Origin of the sequence: Phenylobacterium sp. NIBR 498073 (assembly GCF_027286305.1) — a bacterium.
Classification (GTDB): domain Bacteria; phylum Pseudomonadota; class Alphaproteobacteria; order Caulobacterales; family Caulobacteraceae; genus Phenylobacterium.
This window is the reverse complement of sequence record NZ_CP114599.1, coordinates 937,010-954,961: the sequence shown is the minus strand read 5'-3', so window position 1 is coordinate 954,961 and position 17,952 is coordinate 937,010. Positions and strand designations below refer to the sequence as shown.

Below are 17,952 nucleotides of genomic sequence, written 5' to 3'. Positions count from 1 at the left end.
CGGAGTAAAGCCAACCCATGACCACCCAACTGCCCGACGCCGCGCCCAGCAACTGGGTCGACCGCCACGCGCCCGCTGCGGTGCAGCCCTGGCTGAAGCTGGGCCGTTTCGACCGACCGGCGGGGATCTGGCTGCTGATGCTGCCCGGCTGGCAGGGCGCGGCGTTGGCCGCGGCGATGGACGGCAAGCTGCCCGACCTGTTGTTGCTGGCCAAGATCTTCGTCGGCGCGGCGCTGATGCGGGCGGCCGGCTGCGCGTTCAACGACATCGTCGACCGCGACTTCGACGCCAAGGTCGCCCGCACGGCCATGCGACCGGTGGCGTCGGGCCAGATCAGCGTGCGCCAGGCCTGGGGCTTCATCGTCGTCTGTAGCCTGATCTCGCTGGGCCTGCTGCTCAGCATGACGCCGCTGGCGGTAGGGTTGGGCGTGCTCTCCCTGGCGCTGGTCGCGGGCTATCCGTTCATGAAGCGCATCACCTGGTGGCCGCAGGCGTGGCTGGGCCTGACCTTCAACTGGGGCGCCCTACTCGGCTTCGCCGCGGCCACGGGGTCGGTCAGCGCCTATGGCTGGCTGGCGGCGCAGGCCGGCGGCGCGGCGCTGGTCCCAGCCGACCAGCTGGAGATCGGGCGGCTGACCCTGGCGGCGGCGCTGCTCTACGCCTCCGGGATCTTCTGGACGCTCGGCTACGACACGATCTACGCGATCCAGGATCTGGAGGACGACGCCCTGGCCGGGATCAAGTCGTCGACCCGCCGCCTGGGCGCGAACGTCCAGAAGGGCGTGCTGATCTTCTACGTGCTGAGCTTCGCCCTGGCGTTGGCGGCCGCCTGGGCCGGGGGCATGGGCCCGCTGTTCCTGCCGCTGGCGGCGCTGTTCGGCATGCACCTGTCACGGCAGGCGGCCCGGATCGACGTCAACGATGGCCCGCTGGCGCTGGCGCTGTTCAGGTCCAACTATCTGGCCGGGCTGCTGTTGTTCCTGGCCCTGGCGGCCGGGGCCTGGAAAGGCCCCGTGGCGGGGTTCTAGACCGCCACGGGACGCCCCTAACCGAAGGCGGCGCGGCCGGCGCGCTCGGCGAGCGCAGCTTCCAGCCGGGCGCTGGCGTCGTGCAGCACGTCGATCGCCTGATCGATCTCGCGGCGTTGCTCCTCGAACGCCTTGATCCGCTCCTTGAACTTGCCAAGGGCTTGAGTGTTCTGGGCGGTCAGGTCGTCGTCACGTTCGTAGAGGTCGAGGATGTCGCGGATCTCCGCGAGCGACAGCCCGACGTGCTTGCCGCGCAGGATCAGGGTCAGCCGCGCGCGGTCGCGATAGGTGTAGATGCGCGCCTGGCCCTCACGGCTGGGCGACAGCAGGCCCTGCTCCTCGTAGTAGCGGAGCGCCCGTGGGGTCGTTCCGAACTCGCGGCAAAGCTGGGTGATGGTGAAAGTCGTCGCCGGACGGCGAAGCTTCTGGAGCATCTGTACCTCCCGTTTGTCTCTGAAGCGCGGGGCTTGTTCCGCGCCCGTCACCACGAACAGTTCCCTGACCTTACGTTCACGTCAATGCTGACGTTGGGTGAGCATTGCCGCACCCCTCCCTGCGGCGTGAGGATGTCGAAAAATGGGAGGACGAGACGATGGGTGAACTGGACTTCACCGGCCGGACCGTACTGGTCGTCGGCGGTTCGAGCGGGATCGGCAACGGGATCGCGCAAGGCTTCCGGGCGCGCGGCGCGGAGGTCCACGTCTGGGGCACCCGCCCGAGCGCCGCGGACTATGCCGGCGTGGAAGGTTCCGACCTCATGGGACTGGCCTATGCCCAGGTCGACGTGGCCGATCGGGACGCGATCGCCGACACCCTTCCCGACTTCGAGCAGCTGGACGTGCTGGTGCTGTGCCAGGGCACGGTGGTCTACCGGCGCGGCGAGTTCGAGCGCGCCGGCTGGGACCAGGTCATGGCGGTCAACCTCGACAGCCTGATGGCCTGCGCGGCCAAGTTCCACGACATGCTGGCGGCGGCGAAGGGCTCGATCATCATCGTCAGCTCAGTGTCCGGCTTCCAGGCCAATCGCGGCAATCCGGCCTATGCCGCCTCGAAGGCCGGAGCGGTCAGCCTGACCAAGACCCTCGGCCAGGCCTGGGCCAGCGACGGCATCCGGGTGAACGGCCTGGCCCCCGGCCTGGTCGACACCAAGCTGACCAAGGTCACCACCGAGCATCCCGACCGGCTGCGCGGGGCGCTGAGCCGCATCCCGGCCGGCCGCATGGGCGAGCCCGCCGACATGGCCGGGGCGGCGCTGTTCCTGGCCTCCCCGCTAGCCTCGTATGTCGTCGGTCAGACCCTGGTCGTGGACGGAGGATTGAGCCTGTGAGCCGCCTCAGCCGATCGATGAAGGGGGCGCGGGTGCTGGTCACCGGCGCCGGCTCGGGCATGGGTCGGGCGACGGCCGAGGTGTTCGCCGAAGAAGGCGCGCACGTGGCGGTCACCGACCACGCCCTGGCGCCAGCGGCCGCGGTCGCCGACGAGCTGGCGGCCCGCGGCCTGAGCGCACGGGCGTGGAAACTGGACGTCTCCGACGCCGCGGAGATTACCGCCGTCGTACCGCAGATCGCTGCGGAACTGGGCGGGCTCGACGCCGTGATCAACAACGCCGGCATCTCGGCCTTCTCGCCGATCGACAGCGATGACTACGAGGTGGTGTGGGACCGCTCGCTGGCGATCCTGCTCAGCGCCCACCAGCGGGTGATCCGCGCAGCCCTGCCGTTCCTGCGCGCCTCGCCCGCCCCGCGGATCGTCAACATCGCCTCGACCGAGGCGCTGGGGGCGACGGCGATGGACAGCCCCTACGCGGCGGCCAAGGCCGGGGTCACCGGCCTGACCCGGGCGCTGGCGGTGGAGCTGGGCCGCGAAGGGATCACGGTCAACTGCATCTGCCCCGGGCCGATCGCCACCGGCATGACGGCGGCCATCCCGGACGACCAGAAGGCGGTGTTCGCCAAACGGCGCACGGCGCTCGGCCGCTACGGCCAGCCCGACGAGGTCGCCCACATCACCCTGAGCCTATGCCTGCCGGCGGCCTCCTACATCACCGGCGTGACCATTCCGGTGGACGGAGGCCTGATGGCGCGCAACGCCTGACGCGTTCGCCGCACCCCGGTTGATTGACCGCATTCCTTGTATGACGTACAAATAACGTCATGTCGAAGGTGCAACCCCTGAAGGCGATGCGGGCGGTGCGCGAGCCGGGCAAGCGGATGCGTTCGCGCCTGCTCGACGCGGCCGTGACGCTGTTCAAGGACCAGGGGCTGGCGGGCGTGGCGGTGGCCGACATCGCCGCGGCGGCCGGCGCGTTCCCCAGCCAGATCACCTACTACTTTCGCACCAAGGAGGCCCTGTTCGTCGAGGCCGCCTGCCGCGAGGTGCTCTATGTCGCCCGCCAGGCTGAAGAGGCCGCCGCCGGGGCGGCCAGCGGGCCGCACTACAACCGCGTGCTGGTCGAGACCGTGATCGGATCGCCGGGCCTGGCGCTGTTCGTCGAGGCGCTGTCCCTGACCCGCCGGCGGCAGGACCTGGTCCCGCAGGTCGAGCGCACGTTCGAGCGGCTGCACGCCCAGGGCGACCGCGCCTATGCCGAGACCAAGGCAAGGCGCGGCTGGAGCGGCGGCGATGACCCAGCCGTCACCGCACGGCGGTTCTGGACCCTGGGCCTAGGAGTGGCCCTGCGCGACGGGGCGACCGGCGCCACCACGCAGGAAGCCGTCGACGAGATGCTCGCCCTGATGCGGCACGGCGCCAACGGAGGACACGACTGATGGCCGCGGCCGCCCGCCTTTCGCCCAAGGACTTCTTCACCGACCAGGAATGGGCGCCGATCTCGGCCCGCTCGTCCTGGCGCGGCCCGGCCATGATCGCCCACGCCTGGGCGCTGATCCTGGCGGCCGGCGCGATGGTCGTGGTCTGGCCGCTGACCCTGCCGCTGGCGGTGATGATCATCGGCACGCGCCAGCTCGGGCTGGCGATCCTGATGCACGACGCCGCCCACGGCGCCCTGCACAAGAACCTGAAGGTCAACGACTTCCTCGGCGAGTGGCTGACGCCCGGCGGCCTGCACCGCTACCGGCCCTATCACCTGACGCACCACCGCTTCGCCCAGCAGGGCGAGGACCCCGACCTGGTGCTGTCGGCGCCATTTCCGATCACCCGTCTGTCGCTGCGCCGCAAGATCATCCGCGACCTGACCGGCCAGACCTTCTTCAAGCAGCGGTTCGGGGGCCTCGTCGCCAAGCTGAAGAAGCGCAAGGCCGGTGACCCGCTGCTTCCGATCATCGTCCAGGAGATCAAGGACAAGCGCCGCTGGCTGGGGTTCGGCCTGATCGTCACGGCCTTGGGGGCGCCGTTCGGCCTATGGTGGGCCTGGCCGGTGCTATGGGTGCTGCCGCAGGCGACCTGGCTGCCGCTGGTCACCCGGCTGCGCAACATCGCCGAGCACGCCTGCATCGACGTGGGCGAGCCCGACCCCATGCGCCAGGCGCGCACCACAAAGGCCGGTTTCGTCGAGCGGCTGCTGATCGCGCCCTACTATGTGAACTATCACTGCGAGCATCACATGTTCATGCATGTGCCCTGCTACAACCTGCCCCGCGTGCATCGCCTGCTGCGGGCCAAGGGCGTCGGCGAGCAGATGCTGATCGAGCCGGGCGGCTACCTGAAGGTGCTGGCGCTGGCGGCCGGCAAGGCCGCATAGCACCAGCCTCTTGAAGCTTGTCGCGCTGATCCGAATCGTCGTCGGCAAGGCCTCCAACGCCATGGCGTCGCCGCAGCGCCTCCGGGAGTCCCATGACCCAAGCGACCTTTGTCATTAGCCCCCAGACCTTCCTGAACGGCCTCGTCGTATTGGAGACCCCCTTCAGGGTCATGGCGAACGTCGTCCTGAACAACGTCCGGGGCGGGGCCTTTTCCTACATCTCGCCGCAGACCACGCTGCACTACACGGACATTGGGCGATACTGCTCCATCGGGGACCATGTTTCGGTCCTTACGGACCACCCCCTCGACGGGTTGACCACGAGTCCTTTCGCCTACGAGAAGCTGTTCCCCAGCCCCTTCGACGGCCCGCCTGTCGCGAGCTTCGAGAAACTGAAGCGAACGACCATCGGCAACGACGTGTGGATCGGCGCCGGCGTGAAACTGAAGACCGGCCTCACCATCGGCGACGGCGCCGTGATCGCCGCGGGCGCCGTGGTGACCAAGGACGTGCCGCCCTACGCCATTGTCGGCGGCGTTCCGGCCAGGACGATCCGCTACCGCTTCGATGAAGCCATGATCGAACGGCTCCGCGGCCTCGAATGGTGGCGCTACAACCTGATCGGTCAGGCTTTCGACCTGGCGAACCCCGCCAAGGCCGTCGACGAGATCGAGGCCGCCGTCCGCGAAGGACGCCTGACGCCGCACGCGCCGGAATGGTGGAGTTTCAAGAAGACGGACAACGCCATCAGGAGAGAACGCGCCTAGCGGCCCGCCTTCTTGCGCGCCGAGCGGAGCTGGAAGGCCAGGAACAGCAGCACCGCGCCGAACACCAGGCCGTAAATCCCCAGCCACCAGGTCAGCACCACGGCGCCGGCCATCGGGGCGAGGATCAGCACGACCCCGAACAGCAGCGAGACCACCGCCGAGAAGGCCAGCCAGCCACGCGCAGGCACCGGGCCGCGCCGCATGGCGGTGACCAGCTTCACCCCGCCGGCGAACAGCGCCCAGACCGCGACGATGGCGACGAACGCGACCATGCCCAGGCCCGGCATGAAGAACAGGACCAGGCTGGCGACAATGTTGGCCACGCCCTCGAGCGCCAACACCCCCCAGGAGTGCCGCGCGCGCATCGCCTTGAAAGCGCTGGCGATCGCGAGAAAGCCGTCGGCCATCAGGTAGATCGAGAACACCAGCACCAGCGACAGCGCCGTCGTGACCGGGGCGAACAGCGCTAGCAGCCCGAACAGCACCCCGATGACCCCGCGCAGGGCGATCGCCTGCCAGGAGACGCCCTCGAACATAAAGCTCAGCACAGGGTTTGGGGACCGCAATCCTTGATCCGTCGTCATGGCCTTCTCCCGCTTGGAGGGAAAAAGGCGAAAACTGGGCATTAGGTTCCCGCCGATGGTGCGCGCACGTCCCACTCGCCCATGCTAGGGGGCGCGGGTGATTATCCAGACCCAGGAAGGCCGCCGCGCCTTCATCCTCGAAAACACCCGCATCCAGCCGCCGCCGCACACGCCGGAGCTGAGCCTGCATCTGGCCGACGAGGTCACGCCGATCTGGCGCCTGACCGAGGAGGCTCTGGCCGAGATCGGCCTGCCGCCGCCGTTCTGGGCCTTCGCCTGGGCCGGCGGCCAGGCGCTGGCGCGCTACGTCCTCGACCATCCCGACGAGGTCGCCGGCAAGCGCGTCGTCGACTTCGCGTCGGGCTCCGGCATCGTCGGCATCGCGGCGATGCGAGCGGGCGCAGGCCACGTGCTGGCCACCGACATCGACCCGTTCTGCGGCGCGGCCCTAGCGGTCAACGGCGAGCTCAACGGCGTGCTGATCGACTTCACCGACCAGAACCTGCTGGACGTCCCGCCGCCCGACGTCGACGTCATCCTGGCTGGCGACATCTGCTACGAGAAGCCGCTGGCGACGCAGGTGATGGACTGGCTGGCCGCCGCCCATGTGCGTGGGACCCGAGTGCTGATCGGTGATCCGGGCCGCAGCTACTTCCCGCGCGTCGGGCTGGAGAAGCTGGCCGAGTACGAGGTGCCGACCACCCGCGAACTCGAGGACCGCGAAGTCAAGAAAACCGCCGTCTGGACTCTGCCGGCCTGACCGCGCAACCTGGAACGAATTGAGAACTCGATAGCGGAGAGCGCCATGCGCGAAGACGGCAAGATCGACTACGTGGAGCTGCCGGGCGGCGATCTGGTCTCCACCAAGCGCTTCTATCAGTCGGCCTTCGGCTGGAGCTTCACCGACTACGGCCCCAGCTACGCCGCGTTCGAGGAAGGGCTGGACGGCGGCTTCGACGCCGACGCCGCGGCCCAGACGGACAAGCCCCTGGTGGTGCTCTACGCTCACGACCTAGAGGCCATGGCCGCCAAGGTGCAGGCCGCCGGCGGCGTCATCGTCAAGCCGATCTTCAGCTTCCCAGGCGGCAGACGCTTCCACTTCCGCGATCCGTCCGGGAACGAGCTAGCGGTCTGGTCAGAGAGCTAGCGGTGAGCGAGTACGCTGTTTGATTGCGGAACGCCCGCTCGGCTCAGGAGGCCCTCCAGTACTGTAGAGGGCCCAGCATAATCGACGGCGCCGACCCCCCCGCCATCCAGATAGACCGCGACACGGCTACACTCGTCGCAAACTAGATAGTCGTAGACGCGACCATCCGCGACGATGCGTAGAGCTTGTCGGGGCTGGAAACATGCGACCAGCCATTCGTTCTCGACGATGCCGTCAGCGATCTGGCGAGTCGCCTTGACCGTATCGGCGGGTCCGAGTCGCGCCTTTCCTAAGATCGCATAGCCGTTGAGGCGCGGAAGCTCGACATCGCTTGTGACGGGCTGAAGGGAATAAAGGGTCGCGGCCCGCGCACTCGTCAGAACAACGAGAGCTCGCGCCATCTCGGGCTCACGCTCGCCGCGAACACAGCCGCTCAAGATGCAAGCGACAACACCCAATGTCAGCAAAGCCCGCCCAATCACATGATCCCCGTCGCCGAACCGTCACGCGCCTTCGCTATCGTCCGCCGCCGGACGATGACGGGAGACGGGCGCCATGGGCAAGAGCTGCGGCGAGTGCGGCATGTGCTGCAAGCTGCTGGCGATCCAGTCGCTGGACAAGCCGGCCGGCGCCTGGTGCGGGCACTTCAAGCGCGCGGCCGGATGCGGCGTCTATGAGGAGCGGCCGCCCGCCTGCCGCGGCTTCGTCTGCCTGTGGCTGGACAGCGAGAAGCTGGACGAGGCCTGGCGACCCGACCGGGCCAAGTTCCTGATGTACACCGAGAAGGACGGCCAGCGGCTAAACGTCATCGTCGATCCGAACCACCCGGGGGCCTGGAAGCGCGAGCCCTACTACCGCCGACTGAAGGCGATGTCGGAACTGGCGCTGGGGGGGCGCGAGCTGGTGGTGTGCGTCGGCGACCGGCGGATCGTCGTCTTTCCGCACGAGGACGTCGACCTGGGCCTGGTCGATCCGGAGCACAAGCTGGTCAGCGGCTACGCCGAGCGCGACGGCATAATGGTCCCGTACGCGATGATCCTGAGCGACGTGGCCAGCGACTAGGTCAGTTGGGAGATCATCGTCGGATCGCAGGACGAGGCGAGCGCCACGCCCGCACGATCCCTGGCCAGGGGCAACAGCCCCTCGTCCGCCTTCGCCGACGGCAAGGTCATCGCATAACAGGCCTCGGCCGGGCCGCTCATCGCGCCCAGCAGCCGGACCATGTCCTGCTCAAGCATCCAGGTTTCGGCGGCGATCTCGTCGGGCGACGCCTGCTGGCCCGCCATCTGGCTGAAGGCCAGAACGGCGAGCAAGGCCGCCGACGCCGCCAAGGCGTCGATTGTTCGCATGTCTATCCCCAAGCGCGGCATATAGCCGAGCCGCGCCCCAAAGGGCAATCGGACGTGGGCGGAAAGTCCCTGTGACAAGGCGTAAGCCGCCGCACAACACCCGCACCCGGGGCAAACTTCGCCTTATAGTGCCGCCAGGTCGAGCATTCGTTTTCCGGAGTAGCCATGCGCCGCCGCACCTTCCTCGCCGCCCTGCCCGCATCGGCCCTAGCCAGCGGGGCCTTGGCGCAGAGCCGCGCCGACAACCCCAACCGCGATCGCCCCGACGTGCACGGCGGCGACCGCATCGACGGGGCCACCTTCGCTTCGCGCAGCGCCGCCTGGGGCGCACACGGCGCGGCGGCCACCGCCCATCCGCTGGCCAGCCTGGCGGCGCTCGACGTCCTGCGGCTCGGCGGTTCGGCGGTAGATGCGGCGATCGCCGCCAACGCCGTGCTGGGTCTGGTCGAGCCGATCGCCTGCGGCATCGGCGGCGATTGCTTCGTCATGGTCTGGGATCCGAGGACCCGTCGGGTCGAGGGGCTGAACGGCTCGGGACGCAGCCCCAAGGGGCTGTCGCTGGAGACCGTGCGCGGCCGGGCCAGCAACGGCCTGATCCCCTCGTACGGCGCGGTCTCAGTCAGCGTGCCGGGCGCGGTGGACGCCTGGTGGACCCTGCACCTGCGCTACGGGAAGCTGCCGTGGAAGGACCTGTTCGCGCCGGCGATCATCTACGCCGAGGAGGGACACGCGGTGTCCCAGAATGTCGCCTACTACCTGGACCGATCGCTGAAGAACTTCACCCGCCCTGACGCCGGGATCGAGGAAACTGAGAACTTCAGGAAGGTCTGGGCCCCAGACGGCCGCACACCGAAGGAAGGCGAGATCTTCAAGAACCCGGCGCTGGGCCGCACCTATCGGCAGATCGCCGCCAACGGGCGCGACGGCTTCTACGGCGGCGAGGTCGCCCAGACCATCGAGGCCTATTTCAAGCGGATCGGCGGCTGGATGACCAAGGCCGACCTGGCCGCCCACCACGCGCGCTGGGATCCGCCGCACAAGGTCAACTACCGCGGCGTCGACGTCTGGGGCCTGTCGCCCAACAGCCAGGGCCTGGCTACGCTGCAGATGCTGAACATCATGGAGACCTTCGATTTGAAGGCGATGGGCTTCCAGTCGGCGGCGGCGATCCATCATGCCGTCGAGGCCAAGCGCCTGGCCTTCGAGGATCGCGCCAGGTTCTACGCCGACCCCGACTTCTACAAGACGCCGACCGAATGGCTGCTGTCGAAGGAGTACGCCCGAGAGCGGGCCAAGCTGATCTCGCCCGGCAAGATCCTGACGCCGGCGTTCCCAGGCCAGGCCCCGAGCCGGGGCGACACCACCTACTTCACCACCGCCGACGCCAACGGGATGATGGTGTCGATCATCCAGTCGAACTATCGCGGCATGGGCTCGGGCCTGTCGCCCGACGGCCTGGGCTTCATGTTCCAGAACCGCGGCGAACTGTTCGCGCTGGAGGACGGCCACGCCAACATCTACGCGCCCGGCAAGCGGCCCTTCCAAACCATTATCCCGGGGTTCGCGACCAAGGGCGGCGATCCGTGGCTGTCGTTCGGCGTGATGGGCGGCGACATGCAGCCCCAGGGCCAGGCGCAGATCATCTCCAACATGGTCGACTTCGGCCTGGGGGTGCAGGAGGCGGGCGACAGTCCGCGCTGGCATCACGGCGGATCGAGCGAACCGACCGGAGAAGCGCAGAAGGGAACCGGGGTGCTCAACCTCGAAACCGGCGTGCCGGAAGCGACCAAGGCCGCGTTGGCGGCCATCGGCTGGACGCTCGCGCCCGATCCCGGCGGCTACGGCGGCTATCAGGCCATCGAACGCTGGCCCGGCCGCTATGCCGCCGCGACCGAGATGCGCAAGGACGGCGTGGCCCTGGCCTACTGATGGAGCCGACCTTCTTCGCGACGCCGCAGGCGTTCCGCGCCTGGCTTGAGGCCAACCACGAGACCGCGACCGAGCTCTCGCTGGGCTTTCGCAAACGGAGCACGGGGCTGGCCTCTATCACCTGGCCGCAGGCGGTCGATCAGGCCCTGTGCTTCGGCTGGATCGACGGGGTTCGCCATTCCATCGACGGCGAAAGCTATCGCATCCGGTTCACGCCCCGCCGGCCGAAAGGCATCTGGAGCCAGGTGAACATCCGCCGGATCGAGGAACTTCGCGCCCTGGGCCTGGTCCACCCTGCCGGACTGACCGCGTTCGAGGCCGGCAGGGGCCGCACCAACGAGTATTCGCACGAACGCGGCGTCCAGGACTTTTCCGACAGCGAGACCGCCCTCTTCCAGGCGAACGCACCCGCATGGGCCGCCTTCCAGGCCTTCCCGCCATCCTACCGTAAGGTCGCCGTCCACCGCGTGGTCAGCGCCAAGGGCGCAGAGACCCGCGCCAAGCGGATGGCGATCTTGATTGACGCCTGCGCGGACGGAGTGAAGCTGGTGTCGGCGACCAAGAGGGAAACGCCATGACCCCCGACGAAGTCCGCGAACTCATCCTGGCGTTTCCAGACGCCGAGCAAGGCACGTCCTACGGCCAGCCGTCCTACAAGGTGAACGGCAAGTTCTTCACCCGCCTGCGCAGCGAGGACCATAGCCTAGTGCTGCTCGACGTCAGTCACGACGAACGCGAGATGCTGATGGAAGCCGAACCGGCGACCTTCCACATCACCCCGCACTACAAGGACTATCCAAGCGTGCTGGCCCGTATTGAGCGCCTGCATCCCGGATCGCTGCAGAACTTCCTCGAACGCCGCTGGCGCAAGATCGCCCCCAAGAAGCTGGTCAATGCGCGAGACGCAGGCGGCTGAAGCTCCGGCGCATGATTTCTTGGAACGGAGATGGCGCGGATTCGCTCTGAGGGGCGATGCTCCACGCACCGCCGCGACGCCAACGGACAGGAGGTCCCCATGGCCCAGCCGAAACCGCTCGAACGCTTCGAGTTCGAGGAGACTGACGAGGGCTATCTTCTGACCGTGGCCGGCGCCGGCGGCGAGCCGGTTGCGCTCGAAGTCTCACCCGACCAGATGGACGCCATCATCGACGCCCTGAACGACGTCCTAGGCGGCGACGACGACTTCGACGATGACGACGACTGACTAGCGGATCGCCATGCCGGTCCGCACCTGGGCCGACGCCTGGGCGAGGGTCTCGCGGTAGCAGTCCGAGCGTGCGACGGCCTGCTTGACCATCCGGACGCTGCCGGCGTGCGCGCCGCACACTTCGAGTGCGGCGGTCTCCAGGCGCCTTTGAAGGCGCTCGACGTCGGCCGGACGGCCAAGATCGAGGTCGCCGACCCGCACGACGGTGGAACCGTATCCGGCGGGAGCGGCGACTGCAGCACCCGCGGCGAGCGCGAGCGCAGTCGATACTGCGATGATTTTGAGCATGACGTTTCCCTACTGCCGAAATAAGTCGCAGCGGTGGGGCTCTGCGGCCTCATTACGCCACAACACTTGACAGATATTGGGTTTGCGGCCGCCGCGCCACCGAAAATGGGCGGCTAGAATTCGTCTTCCATGGCCGAGCGGAACTGCTCGAAGATCTCCGCGGCGCGCTCGTCGCTGGACTGTTCGGGCTCCGGCTCGGGCGGGGGCGTCGCCATGCCGACGAGCCGGCCCGCCACCGCGCCGTTCTGGACCAGCAGGAGCTCCTCGCCCGCCTCGACGGCGGCCAGCACCTGGGCGAGCTTGGGCGGGAGATCGTCGAGATCGATGCGCTTCATGACCCGCCGATTTTACCGGCGTCGTGCAGGTGACACCAGAGCCGCCCCGCCCTAGACCAATCGCCAGCACGAATGGAGAGCGCATGGCCTATCGGTCGCTGAGGGATTTCATCGCCAAGCTGGAAGCGGCGGGCGAACTGGTGCGGGTGACCGAGCCGGTCTCCAGCGTGCTGGAAATGACCGAGATCCAACGCCGGCTGCTGGCGACCGGCGGCCCGGCGGTGCTGTTCGAGAACGTCGTGCGCGCCGACGGCGAGCGCTCGACCATGCCCTGCCTGGTCAACCTGTTCGGGACGGTGAAGCGCGTGGCTATGGGCGTGACCCTGGAAGGCCAGGAGCGCACCACCGCCGGTGAGTTGCGCGAGGTCGGCGAACTGCTGGCCTTCCTGCGCAGCCCCGAGCCGCCGCGCGGCCTCAAGGACGCCTTCGAGATGCTGCCGCTGGCCAAGACGGTGATGTCGATGCGCCCGGCGACTGTGAAGAAGGCGCCAGTGCAGGATGTGGTCTGGACCGGCGACCAGATCGACCTCACCAAGCTCCCGATCCAGACCTGCTGGCCGGGCGAGCCGGCGCCGCTGATCACCTGGCCGCTGGTGGTGACCAAAGGGCCGTCCGACGACCGCGAGGACGACTACAACCTCGGCATCTACCGCATGCAGGTGCTGGGCAAGGACAAGACCATCATGCGCTGGCTGGCGCACCGCGGCGGTGCGCAGCACCACCGGCGCTGGAAAGCGGCCGGCAAGCCCGACGCCCTGCCCGCCGCCGTGGTGATCGGCGCAGATCCAGGCACCATCCTGGCGGCAGTGACGCCGGTGCCCGAGACGCTGTCGGAATACCAGTTCGCCGGCCTGATGCGCGGCGCCAAGGTCGACCTGGTTCAGGCCAAGACGGTGCCGCTGCTGGTGCCCGCCCAGGCCGAGATCGTGATCGAAGGCCACGTCATGCTGGACGAGTACGCCGACGAAGGGCCGTACGGCGACCACACCGGCTACTACAACTCGGTCGAGCAATTCCCGGTGTTCAAGGTCAGCGCCATCACCATGCGCAAGGACCCGATCTACCTGACCACCTTCACCGGCCGGCCGCCGGATGAACCCAGCGTGCTGGGCGAAGCGCTGAACGAGGTGTTTATTCCGCTGCTGCGCCAGCAGTTCCCGGAGATCATCGACTTCTGGCTGCCGCCAGAGGGCTGCTCGTACCGCATCGCCGTGGTCTCGATGAAGAAGGCTTATCCCGGCCACGCCAAGCGCGTGATGATGGGCGTCTGGAGCTTCCTGCGGCAGTTCATGTACACCAAGTGGGTGATCGTCGTGGACGACGACATCAACGCCCGCGACTGGAAGGACGTCATGTGGGCGCTCTCGACCCGCATGGATCCTGCGCGCGACATCACCCTCGTCGAGGGCACGCCCATCGACTATCTCGACTTCGCCTCGCCCGAGAGCGGCCTCGGCTCGAAGATCGGCCTCGACGCCACCAACAAGTGGCCGCCGGAAACGCATCGCGAGTGGGGCGAGAAGCTCGGCATGGACGAGGCGACGGTCGCCGCCGTTACCGAGAAGTGGGCGCGCCTGGGCCTGCCCGGGAGCGGCGATCCGGTATAGTCGGCCTGCAGATCCGCCGGGGGGCGACAAGGAGATGCGCTTGAAGTTCGCACCGATCCTGCTGGCCGGCCTGACCGCCGCCTGCGCCCCGCCCACGAAGTCCGAGGCGCAGGGCGCCCAGCCGCCCGCCGCCCAGATCGCTCAGACCACAGAGGCCGCGCAGGCCGCCGGTCTGCACTTGGACTTCCCCGTCGCCTGCACGGTCGGATCGAGCTGCGAGGTCCAGAACTACGTCGACCGCGACCCTGGCCTCGAAGCGAAGGACTATCGCTGCGGCTCCAGCACCTACGAGGCGCATGGCGGCGTCGACATCCGCATTCCCGACATGGCCGCCCAGGCCGCCGGCGTCGACGTGCTGGCCGCCGCGGCCGGCAAGGTGGCGCGCCTGCGCGACGGGGTGGCCGACGTCTCGGTTCGGACCCGTGGCGCGGCGGCCCTTCAGGGCCAGGATTGCGGCAACGGCGTCGTCATCGACCACGGCCAGGGCTGGGAGACCCAGTACTGCCACCTGGCGCAAGGCAGCCTGAAGGTGAAAGTCGGCGATGCGGTCGCCGCCGGAACCCCGATCGCGCGCATCGGCCTGTCGGGGAATACCGAGTATCCGCACCTGCACCTCACCGTCCGCAAGGACGGCGTCATGGTCGCCCCCTCCTCGCCCGAGCCTGGCTGCGATCCGGCGCGACGCGGCGTCGGTCTTTGGACGCCGCACGCGGCGCGGGCCATGGCGTATAAGTCCGGTGCGGTGCTGAACGCCGGCTTCGCGGCCGACGCCGTCGACATGGCGACCATCGAGGCCGGTGGGATCGCCCCGCCGGGCCGGCAAACGGCGCTGGTCGCCTATGTCCGCGCCATCAACCTGCAGGGCGGCGACGTGCAGGAACTGACCCTCGCCGGCCCCGATGGCCGGGTCCTGGTGTCCAGCGCCCAACCGGCCCTCGAGCGGGCCAAGGCGCAGTACATGCTCATCGCCGGCAAACGCGCCCGGCCCGCCGGCTGGCCGCCGGGCCGCTACGTCGCGACCTATATCGTGCGGCGGGGCGGCAAGGCCGTGATCTCCCGGGACTTCGCCATCGTGCTTTGAGCAGGGCCAGCCCCGCCCTTGCCCTTTTCGTAAAACCAAGCCCAACTGTGCGCCTTCGCGGGGGCGAATGAAGGACAATCGAATATGGACGCCGTGACATCCGGCCACGCCGCGGCCCTATGGGTCGGGCTGCACCTGATCCTGTTGCTGGTGCTGTCGCTGCTGGTCGTGCGCCAGCGACGCCGGCACAAGGTGGCGCTGGGCGACGGCGGGGTCCCGGAACTGGCGCAGGCGATCCGCGCCTTCGGCAACGCAACCGAGTATGTCCCCGCCGCCATGGTCGGCATCGCGGTCCTGGCCATGGTCGAGGCCCCGCCGCTGGCCGTGCACCTGACCGGCCTTTTGCTGTTCGTCGGCCGCGGCCTGCACGCCTTCGGCCTGTCGCGCAGCGGCGGCTCCTCGTTCGCCCGATCGATCGGCGTCACCCTGACCTGGCTGGCCTATGTCTTCGCCAGCGTCGCCCTGCTGTTCTACGCCATCACGTGAGCCGCAGCTTGCCGCGAGGCGCGCATCCCGCCATATGGCCTTGATGGACGAAAACCTGCTCGCCGATGTCGTCTCCGCCGCGCTCAAGGCCGGCGCAGACTCCGCCGAAGCCGTGGGGGCGCAGCGCGCCGCCCTCGGCATCAATGTTCGCATGGGCGCACTGGAGGAGGTCGAGCGCGAGGAAAGCCGCGACCTCGGCCTGCGGGTCTTCGTCGGCCAGCGGCAGGCGACGGTTTCCGGTTCCGACATCTCGGCCGAGGCGCGCGCCAAGCTGATCGAGCGCGCTGTGGCGATGGCCAAGCTGGCGCCGGAGGATCGCTACGGCGGCCTGGCGCCGCAGGATCGACTGGCCAAGGGCCCCTTCGCCGAGCTCGACCTCTACGACCCGCAGGAACCCTCGCCCGAGGCCCTGGAGGACGTCGCACGCGCCGCCGAGGACGCCGCCCGCGCCAACCCCAAGGTCACCAATTCCGACGGCGGCTCGGCCTCGGCCTCATCGTCCCACTGGCGGCTGGTCACCTCGAGCGGCTTCTCGGGCGTCTACCAGGCCTCGGCCTTTTCGATCACCGCCTCGGCGATCGCCGGCGACGGCGAGACCATGGAAAGCGGCTATGACGGCCGCTCGACCCGCTGGCGCGACGATCTGCCGAGCGCCCGCTCGATCGGCGAAGAGGCTGGCCGGCGGGCCGCCCAGCGCCTGGGCGCGCGCAAGATCGACTCCACCACCGCGCCGGTGATCTTCGAAAACCGCGTGGCCATGTCGCTGATCAGTCCGCTGATCGGCGCCATCGCCGGGCCCTCGATCGCGCGCGGCACTTCGTTCCTCAAGGACAAGCTGAACGCCCAGCTGTTCTCCAAGGGCGTGAACATCGTCGATGATCCGCACAGGGTGCGCGGCCTCGGCTCCTCGCCGTTCGACGACGAAGGCGTCGCCAACCGCCGCTGGGCGCTGATCGAGGACGGGGTGCTGACCACCTGGATCATGAACGCCTCGTCGGCCCGGCAGCTGGGCCTGGAGACGACCGGCCACGCCTCTCGCGGACTGGCCGGCGCGCCGGGAGTGTCGACCACCAACCTCACCGTGGAGCCAGGCGTCGCCAGCCAGGCTGAACTGATCGCCCAGGCCGGCAAGGGCCTGCTGATCACCTCGATGTTCGGCCCCTCGCTGAACGGCAACACCGGCGACTGGTCGGTCGGCTGCTCGGGCTTCTGGTTCGAGAACGGCGAGTTGGCGTACCCGGTCGCCGAGATCACCGTCGCCGGGAACCTGATCGACATCTACAGCCGGCTGGTTCCAGGCGCAGACCTCGAGATCCGCGGCTCGGCCAACGCGCCGTCGCTGCTGGTCGACGGCCTGGCGATCGCCGGGCGCTGATGACGGATCCCGCCCAGGACCTCGAACTGATCTGCCAAGCGGCGTTCGACGCCGGGGCCCTGGCCCTGAAGCTGCGCCGCGAGGGCCTGGAGACCGCCTACAAGGAAGGCGACTCGCCGGTCACCAACGCCGACCTGGCCACCGACGCGCTGATCAAGCAGATCCTGACCAGCGCCCGCCCCGACTATGGATGGCTGTCGGAAGAGACCGCCGACGATCCGGTCCGTCGCTCGCGGCGGCGGCTGTTCGTCGTCGATCCGATCGACGGCACCCGGGCCTTCATCAAGGATCGACCCTGGTGGGCGGTCTCGGTCGCCGTGGTCGAAGACGACAAGCCGATCGCCGGGGTGGTCTTCGCGCCGGACCTCGACGAGACCTACTGCGCGATCGCCGGCGGCGGCGCGACCCTGAACGGCCAGCACGTCCGCGCCTCGCAGCGCGACACGGTCGAAGGCTGCGGCATGGTCGGCGACGCCCGCATGTTCGCCCATCCCGCCTGGCCGACGCCGTGGCCGCAGATGCGCATCGAGGCCCGCAACTCCACCGCCTACCGGATGTGCGTAATCGCCGCCGGCGCCTTCGACGCCACCCTGGCGCTGGTCGCCAAGTACGACTGGGATCTGGCCGCCGCCGACCTCATCGCCCGCGAGGCCGGAGCCTTCGTCGGCGATCATCTTGGCCGCCCGTTCGTGTATAATGGCGCAAAACCCGCGCAACCGAGCCTCGTTTGCGCCGCTCCGCGATTGGCCCCATTGATCCTGGAGCGCGTACGGCATATCGACCTACCCAACTGACCATTTTGGGGAACATCATGCCCGAGAAGCAGCTTCTGCACCTCGTCATCGGCGGAGAACTTGAGGATCTGGAGCACAACACGTTCCGCGATCTGACGAAGATCGACCTCGTCGGCGCCTACGCCAGCCACGGCGAGGCGGTCGCCGCCTGGCGCCGCAAGGCGCAGGAGACCGTCGACAACGCGCACATGCGCTATTTCGTGATCCACGCCCACAAGCTGCTGGATCCCGATAAGGACCCGCAGGAAGACTAGGGCGCCAAGCCTCCCCTCAGG

Annotated in this window: 24 protein-coding genes; 19 read left to right on the top strand and 5 right to left on the bottom strand. The window is 68.7% G+C overall.

Annotated features, from left to right (window positions below; genetic code table 11):
- The first annotated feature begins 17 nt into the window (after positions 1–17).
- Positions 18–1,028, top strand: a complete 1,011-nt coding sequence (locus O4N75_RS04885; protein WP_269628236.1) for a UbiA family prenyltransferase — start codon at positions 18–20, stop codon at positions 1,026–1,028.
- A gap of 17 nt (positions 1,029–1,045) precedes the next feature.
- Here the strand turns inward: O4N75_RS04885 and O4N75_RS04880 are convergent, their stop codons facing one another.
- Entirely contained in the window at positions 1,046–1,462 is a 417-nt protein-coding gene (locus O4N75_RS04880; protein WP_269628235.1) for a MerR family DNA-binding transcriptional regulator, read from the bottom strand.
- A 158-nt stretch (positions 1,463–1,620) separates the two neighbouring features.
- Between O4N75_RS04880 and O4N75_RS04875 the strand changes: the two genes are divergently transcribed.
- The 5 genes from O4N75_RS04875 (at position 1,621) to O4N75_RS04855 (ending at position 5,495) form a co-directional block, all read left to right on the top strand.
- Positions 1,621–2,355 carry an SDR family oxidoreductase gene (locus O4N75_RS04875; protein WP_269628234.1) on the top strand — a complete coding sequence of 245 codons (735 nt, stop codon included), beginning with the start codon at positions 1,621–1,623 and terminating at the stop codon, positions 2,353–2,355.
- Positions 2,352–3,122 carry an SDR family NAD(P)-dependent oxidoreductase gene (locus O4N75_RS04870; protein WP_269628233.1) on the top strand — a complete coding sequence of 257 codons (771 nt, stop codon included), beginning with the start codon at positions 2,352–2,354 and terminating at the stop codon, positions 3,120–3,122. Before O4N75_RS04875 ends, O4N75_RS04870 begins: the two co-directional genes overlap by 4 nt.
- A gap of 59 nt (positions 3,123–3,181) precedes the next feature.
- Complete coding sequence (locus O4N75_RS04865; RefSeq protein WP_269628232.1) at positions 3,182–3,796, top strand: TetR/AcrR family transcriptional regulator C-terminal domain-containing protein; 615 nt, start codon at positions 3,182–3,184, stop codon at positions 3,794–3,796.
- Entirely contained in the window at positions 3,796–4,728 is a 933-nt protein-coding gene (locus O4N75_RS04860; protein WP_269628231.1) for a fatty acid desaturase family protein, read from the top strand. The genes O4N75_RS04865 and O4N75_RS04860 overlap by 1 nt, the downstream gene beginning before the upstream one ends.
- A gap of 170 nt (positions 4,729–4,898) precedes the next feature.
- Positions 4,899–5,495, top strand: coding sequence for a CatB-related O-acetyltransferase (locus O4N75_RS04855; protein WP_269628230.1), 597 nt, complete (start codon positions 4,899–4,901; stop codon positions 5,493–5,495).
- Here the strand turns inward: O4N75_RS04855 and O4N75_RS04850 are convergent.
- A complete protein-coding gene (locus O4N75_RS04850) occupies positions 5,492–6,079 on the bottom strand; it encodes an HdeD family acid-resistance protein (protein WP_269628229.1) in 588 nt (195 codons plus the stop codon). The two genes, O4N75_RS04855 and O4N75_RS04850, sit on opposite strands and share 4 nt — an antisense overlap.
- 97 nt (positions 6,080–6,176) lie before the next feature.
- On the opposite strand from O4N75_RS04850, the gene O4N75_RS04845 reads away from it, so the two are divergent.
- The 3 genes from O4N75_RS04845 to O4N75_RS04835 all read left to right on the top strand — a co-directional run bounded on the left by O4N75_RS04845 (position 6,177) and on the right by O4N75_RS04835 (position 8,288).
- The gene (locus O4N75_RS04845; RefSeq protein WP_269628228.1) at positions 6,177–6,839 is read left to right on the top strand and encodes a methyltransferase; all 663 of its coding nucleotides are present in this window, start codon (positions 6,177–6,179) and stop codon (positions 6,837–6,839) included.
- Between the two features lie 45 nt (positions 6,840–6,884).
- Positions 6,885–7,226, top strand: a complete 342-nt coding sequence (locus O4N75_RS04840; RefSeq protein WP_269628227.1) for a VOC family protein — start codon at positions 6,885–6,887, stop codon at positions 7,224–7,226.
- 555 nt (positions 7,227–7,781) lie between these two features.
- Positions 7,782–8,288 (top strand): YkgJ family cysteine cluster protein, encoded by a 507-nt coding sequence (locus O4N75_RS04835; protein ID WP_269628226.1) that lies wholly within the window; start codon positions 7,782–7,784, stop codon positions 8,286–8,288.
- Here the strand turns inward: O4N75_RS04835 and O4N75_RS04830 are convergent.
- Complete coding sequence (locus O4N75_RS04830; protein ID WP_267232697.1) at positions 8,285–8,575, bottom strand: hypothetical protein; 291 nt, start codon at positions 8,573–8,575, stop codon at positions 8,285–8,287. The two genes, O4N75_RS04835 and O4N75_RS04830, sit on opposite strands and share 4 nt — an antisense overlap.
- Positions 8,576–8,740: 165 nt before the next feature.
- Here O4N75_RS04830 and ggt point away from each other — a divergent pair, with 165 nt between their 5' ends.
- The 4 genes from ggt (at position 8,741) to O4N75_RS04810 (ending at position 11,708) form a co-directional block, all read left to right on the top strand.
- Complete coding sequence (ggt, locus tag O4N75_RS04825) at positions 8,741–10,504, top strand: gamma-glutamyltransferase (protein WP_269628225.1); 1,764 nt, start codon at positions 8,741–8,743, stop codon at positions 10,502–10,504.
- Positions 10,504–11,082, top strand: coding sequence for a YdeI/OmpD-associated family protein (locus O4N75_RS04820; RefSeq protein ID WP_269628224.1), 579 nt, complete (start codon positions 10,504–10,506; stop codon positions 11,080–11,082). The genes ggt and O4N75_RS04820 overlap by 1 nt, the downstream gene beginning before the upstream one ends.
- Positions 11,079–11,420, top strand: a complete 342-nt coding sequence (locus tag O4N75_RS04815; RefSeq protein WP_269628223.1) for an MmcQ/YjbR family DNA-binding protein — start codon at positions 11,079–11,081, stop codon at positions 11,418–11,420. The genes O4N75_RS04820 and O4N75_RS04815 overlap by 4 nt, the downstream gene beginning before the upstream one ends.
- A gap of 99 nt (positions 11,421–11,519) precedes the next feature.
- On the top strand, positions 11,520–11,708 hold the full coding sequence (locus O4N75_RS04810) for a hypothetical protein (RefSeq protein WP_267232703.1): 189 nt from the start codon (positions 11,520–11,522) through the stop codon (positions 11,706–11,708).
- On the opposite strand, the gene O4N75_RS04805 is transcribed toward O4N75_RS04810, so the two are convergent.
- Positions 11,709–11,999: a UrcA family protein gene (locus O4N75_RS04805; protein WP_269628222.1), complete on the bottom strand. Its 291-nt coding sequence runs from the start codon at positions 11,997–11,999 to the stop codon at positions 11,709–11,711.
- A 113-nt stretch (positions 12,000–12,112) separates the two neighbouring features.
- A complete protein-coding gene (locus tag O4N75_RS04800; RefSeq protein WP_269628221.1) occupies positions 12,113–12,334 on the bottom strand; it encodes a hypothetical protein in 222 nt (73 codons plus the stop codon).
- A gap of 83 nt (positions 12,335–12,417) precedes the next feature.
- Here O4N75_RS04800 and O4N75_RS04795 point away from each other — a divergent pair, with 83 nt between their 5' ends.
- From O4N75_RS04795 to O4N75_RS04770, 6 genes are all read left to right on the top strand, one after another.
- Positions 12,418–13,941: a UbiD family decarboxylase gene (locus O4N75_RS04795; protein ID WP_269628220.1), complete on the top strand. Its 1,524-nt coding sequence runs from the start codon at positions 12,418–12,420 to the stop codon at positions 13,939–13,941.
- A 40-nt stretch (positions 13,942–13,981) separates the two neighbouring features.
- Positions 13,982–15,022: a M23 family metallopeptidase gene (locus tag O4N75_RS04790; RefSeq protein WP_269628219.1), complete on the top strand. Its 1,041-nt coding sequence runs from the start codon at positions 13,982–13,984 to the stop codon at positions 15,020–15,022.
- A gap of 84 nt (positions 15,023–15,106) precedes the next feature.
- Positions 15,107–15,508 carry an MAPEG family protein gene (locus O4N75_RS04785; protein WP_267232709.1) on the top strand — a complete coding sequence of 134 codons (402 nt, stop codon included), beginning with the start codon at positions 15,107–15,109 and terminating at the stop codon, positions 15,506–15,508.
- A gap of 43 nt (positions 15,509–15,551) precedes the next feature.
- Positions 15,552–16,883: a TldD/PmbA family protein gene (locus tag O4N75_RS04780; RefSeq protein ID WP_269629438.1), complete on the top strand. Its 1,332-nt coding sequence runs from the start codon at positions 15,552–15,554 to the stop codon at positions 16,881–16,883.
- Positions 16,883–17,677 (top strand): 3'(2'),5'-bisphosphate nucleotidase CysQ, encoded by a 795-nt coding sequence (locus O4N75_RS04775; RefSeq protein WP_269628218.1) that lies wholly within the window; start codon positions 16,883–16,885, stop codon positions 17,675–17,677. Before O4N75_RS04780 ends, O4N75_RS04775 begins: the two co-directional genes overlap by 1 nt.
- Before the next feature lie 17 nt (positions 17,678–17,694).
- Positions 17,695–17,931, top strand: a complete 237-nt coding sequence (locus O4N75_RS04770) for a DUF4170 domain-containing protein (protein WP_267232712.1) — start codon at positions 17,695–17,697, stop codon at positions 17,929–17,931.
- The last annotated feature ends 21 nt before the right edge of the window (positions 17,932–17,952 follow it).

Excerpts from the sequence above, each read along its gene's own strand:
- O4N75_RS04885 (WP_269628236.1), top strand. The coding sequence starts at position 18 with ATGACCACCCAACTGCCCGACGCCGCGCCCAGCAACTGGGTCGACCGC.
- O4N75_RS04880 (WP_269628235.1), bottom strand. The coding sequence starts at position 1,462 with ATGCTCCAGAAGCTTCGCCGTCCGGCGACGACTTTCACCATCACCCAG.
- O4N75_RS04875 (WP_269628234.1), top strand. The coding sequence starts at position 1,621 with ATGGGTGAACTGGACTTCACCGGCCGGACCGTACTGGTCGTCGGCGGT.
- O4N75_RS04865 (WP_269628232.1), top strand. The coding sequence starts at position 3,182 with ATGTCGAAGGTGCAACCCCTGAAGGCGATGCGGGCGGTGCGCGAGCCG.
- O4N75_RS04860 (WP_269628231.1), top strand. The coding sequence starts at position 3,796 with ATGGCCGCGGCCGCCCGCCTTTCGCCCAAGGACTTCTTCACCGACCAG.
- O4N75_RS04855 (WP_269628230.1), top strand. The coding sequence starts at position 4,899 with ATGGCGAACGTCGTCCTGAACAACGTCCGGGGCGGGGCCTTTTCCTAC.
- O4N75_RS04850 (WP_269628229.1), bottom strand. The coding sequence starts at position 6,079 with ATGACGACGGATCAAGGATTGCGGTCCCCAAACCCTGTGCTGAGCTTT.
- O4N75_RS04840 (WP_269628227.1), top strand. The coding sequence starts at position 6,885 with ATGCGCGAAGACGGCAAGATCGACTACGTGGAGCTGCCGGGCGGCGAT.
- O4N75_RS04835 (WP_269628226.1), top strand. The coding sequence starts at position 7,782 with ATGGGCAAGAGCTGCGGCGAGTGCGGCATGTGCTGCAAGCTGCTGGCG.
- O4N75_RS04830 (WP_267232697.1), bottom strand. The coding sequence starts at position 8,575 with ATGCGAACAATCGACGCCTTGGCGGCGTCGGCGGCCTTGCTCGCCGTT.
- ggt (WP_269628225.1), top strand. The coding sequence starts at position 8,741 with ATGCGCCGCCGCACCTTCCTCGCCGCCCTGCCCGCATCGGCCCTAGCC.
- O4N75_RS04820 (WP_269628224.1), top strand. The coding sequence starts at position 10,504 with ATGGAGCCGACCTTCTTCGCGACGCCGCAGGCGTTCCGCGCCTGGCTT.
- O4N75_RS04815 (WP_269628223.1), top strand. The coding sequence starts at position 11,079 with ATGACCCCCGACGAAGTCCGCGAACTCATCCTGGCGTTTCCAGACGCC.
- O4N75_RS04810 (WP_267232703.1), top strand. The coding sequence starts at position 11,520 with ATGGCCCAGCCGAAACCGCTCGAACGCTTCGAGTTCGAGGAGACTGAC.
- O4N75_RS04805 (WP_269628222.1), bottom strand. The coding sequence starts at position 11,999 with ATGCTCAAAATCATCGCAGTATCGACTGCGCTCGCGCTCGCCGCGGGT.
- O4N75_RS04800 (WP_269628221.1), bottom strand. The coding sequence starts at position 12,334 with ATGAAGCGCATCGATCTCGACGATCTCCCGCCCAAGCTCGCCCAGGTG.
- O4N75_RS04795 (WP_269628220.1), top strand. The coding sequence starts at position 12,418 with ATGGCCTATCGGTCGCTGAGGGATTTCATCGCCAAGCTGGAAGCGGCG.
- O4N75_RS04785 (WP_267232709.1), top strand. The coding sequence starts at position 15,107 with ATGGACGCCGTGACATCCGGCCACGCCGCGGCCCTATGGGTCGGGCTG.
- O4N75_RS04780 (WP_269629438.1), top strand. The coding sequence starts at position 15,552 with ATGGACGAAAACCTGCTCGCCGATGTCGTCTCCGCCGCGCTCAAGGCC.
- O4N75_RS04775 (WP_269628218.1), top strand. The coding sequence starts at position 16,883 with ATGACGGATCCCGCCCAGGACCTCGAACTGATCTGCCAAGCGGCGTTC.
- O4N75_RS04770 (WP_267232712.1), top strand. The coding sequence starts at position 17,695 with ATGCCCGAGAAGCAGCTTCTGCACCTCGTCATCGGCGGAGAACTTGAG.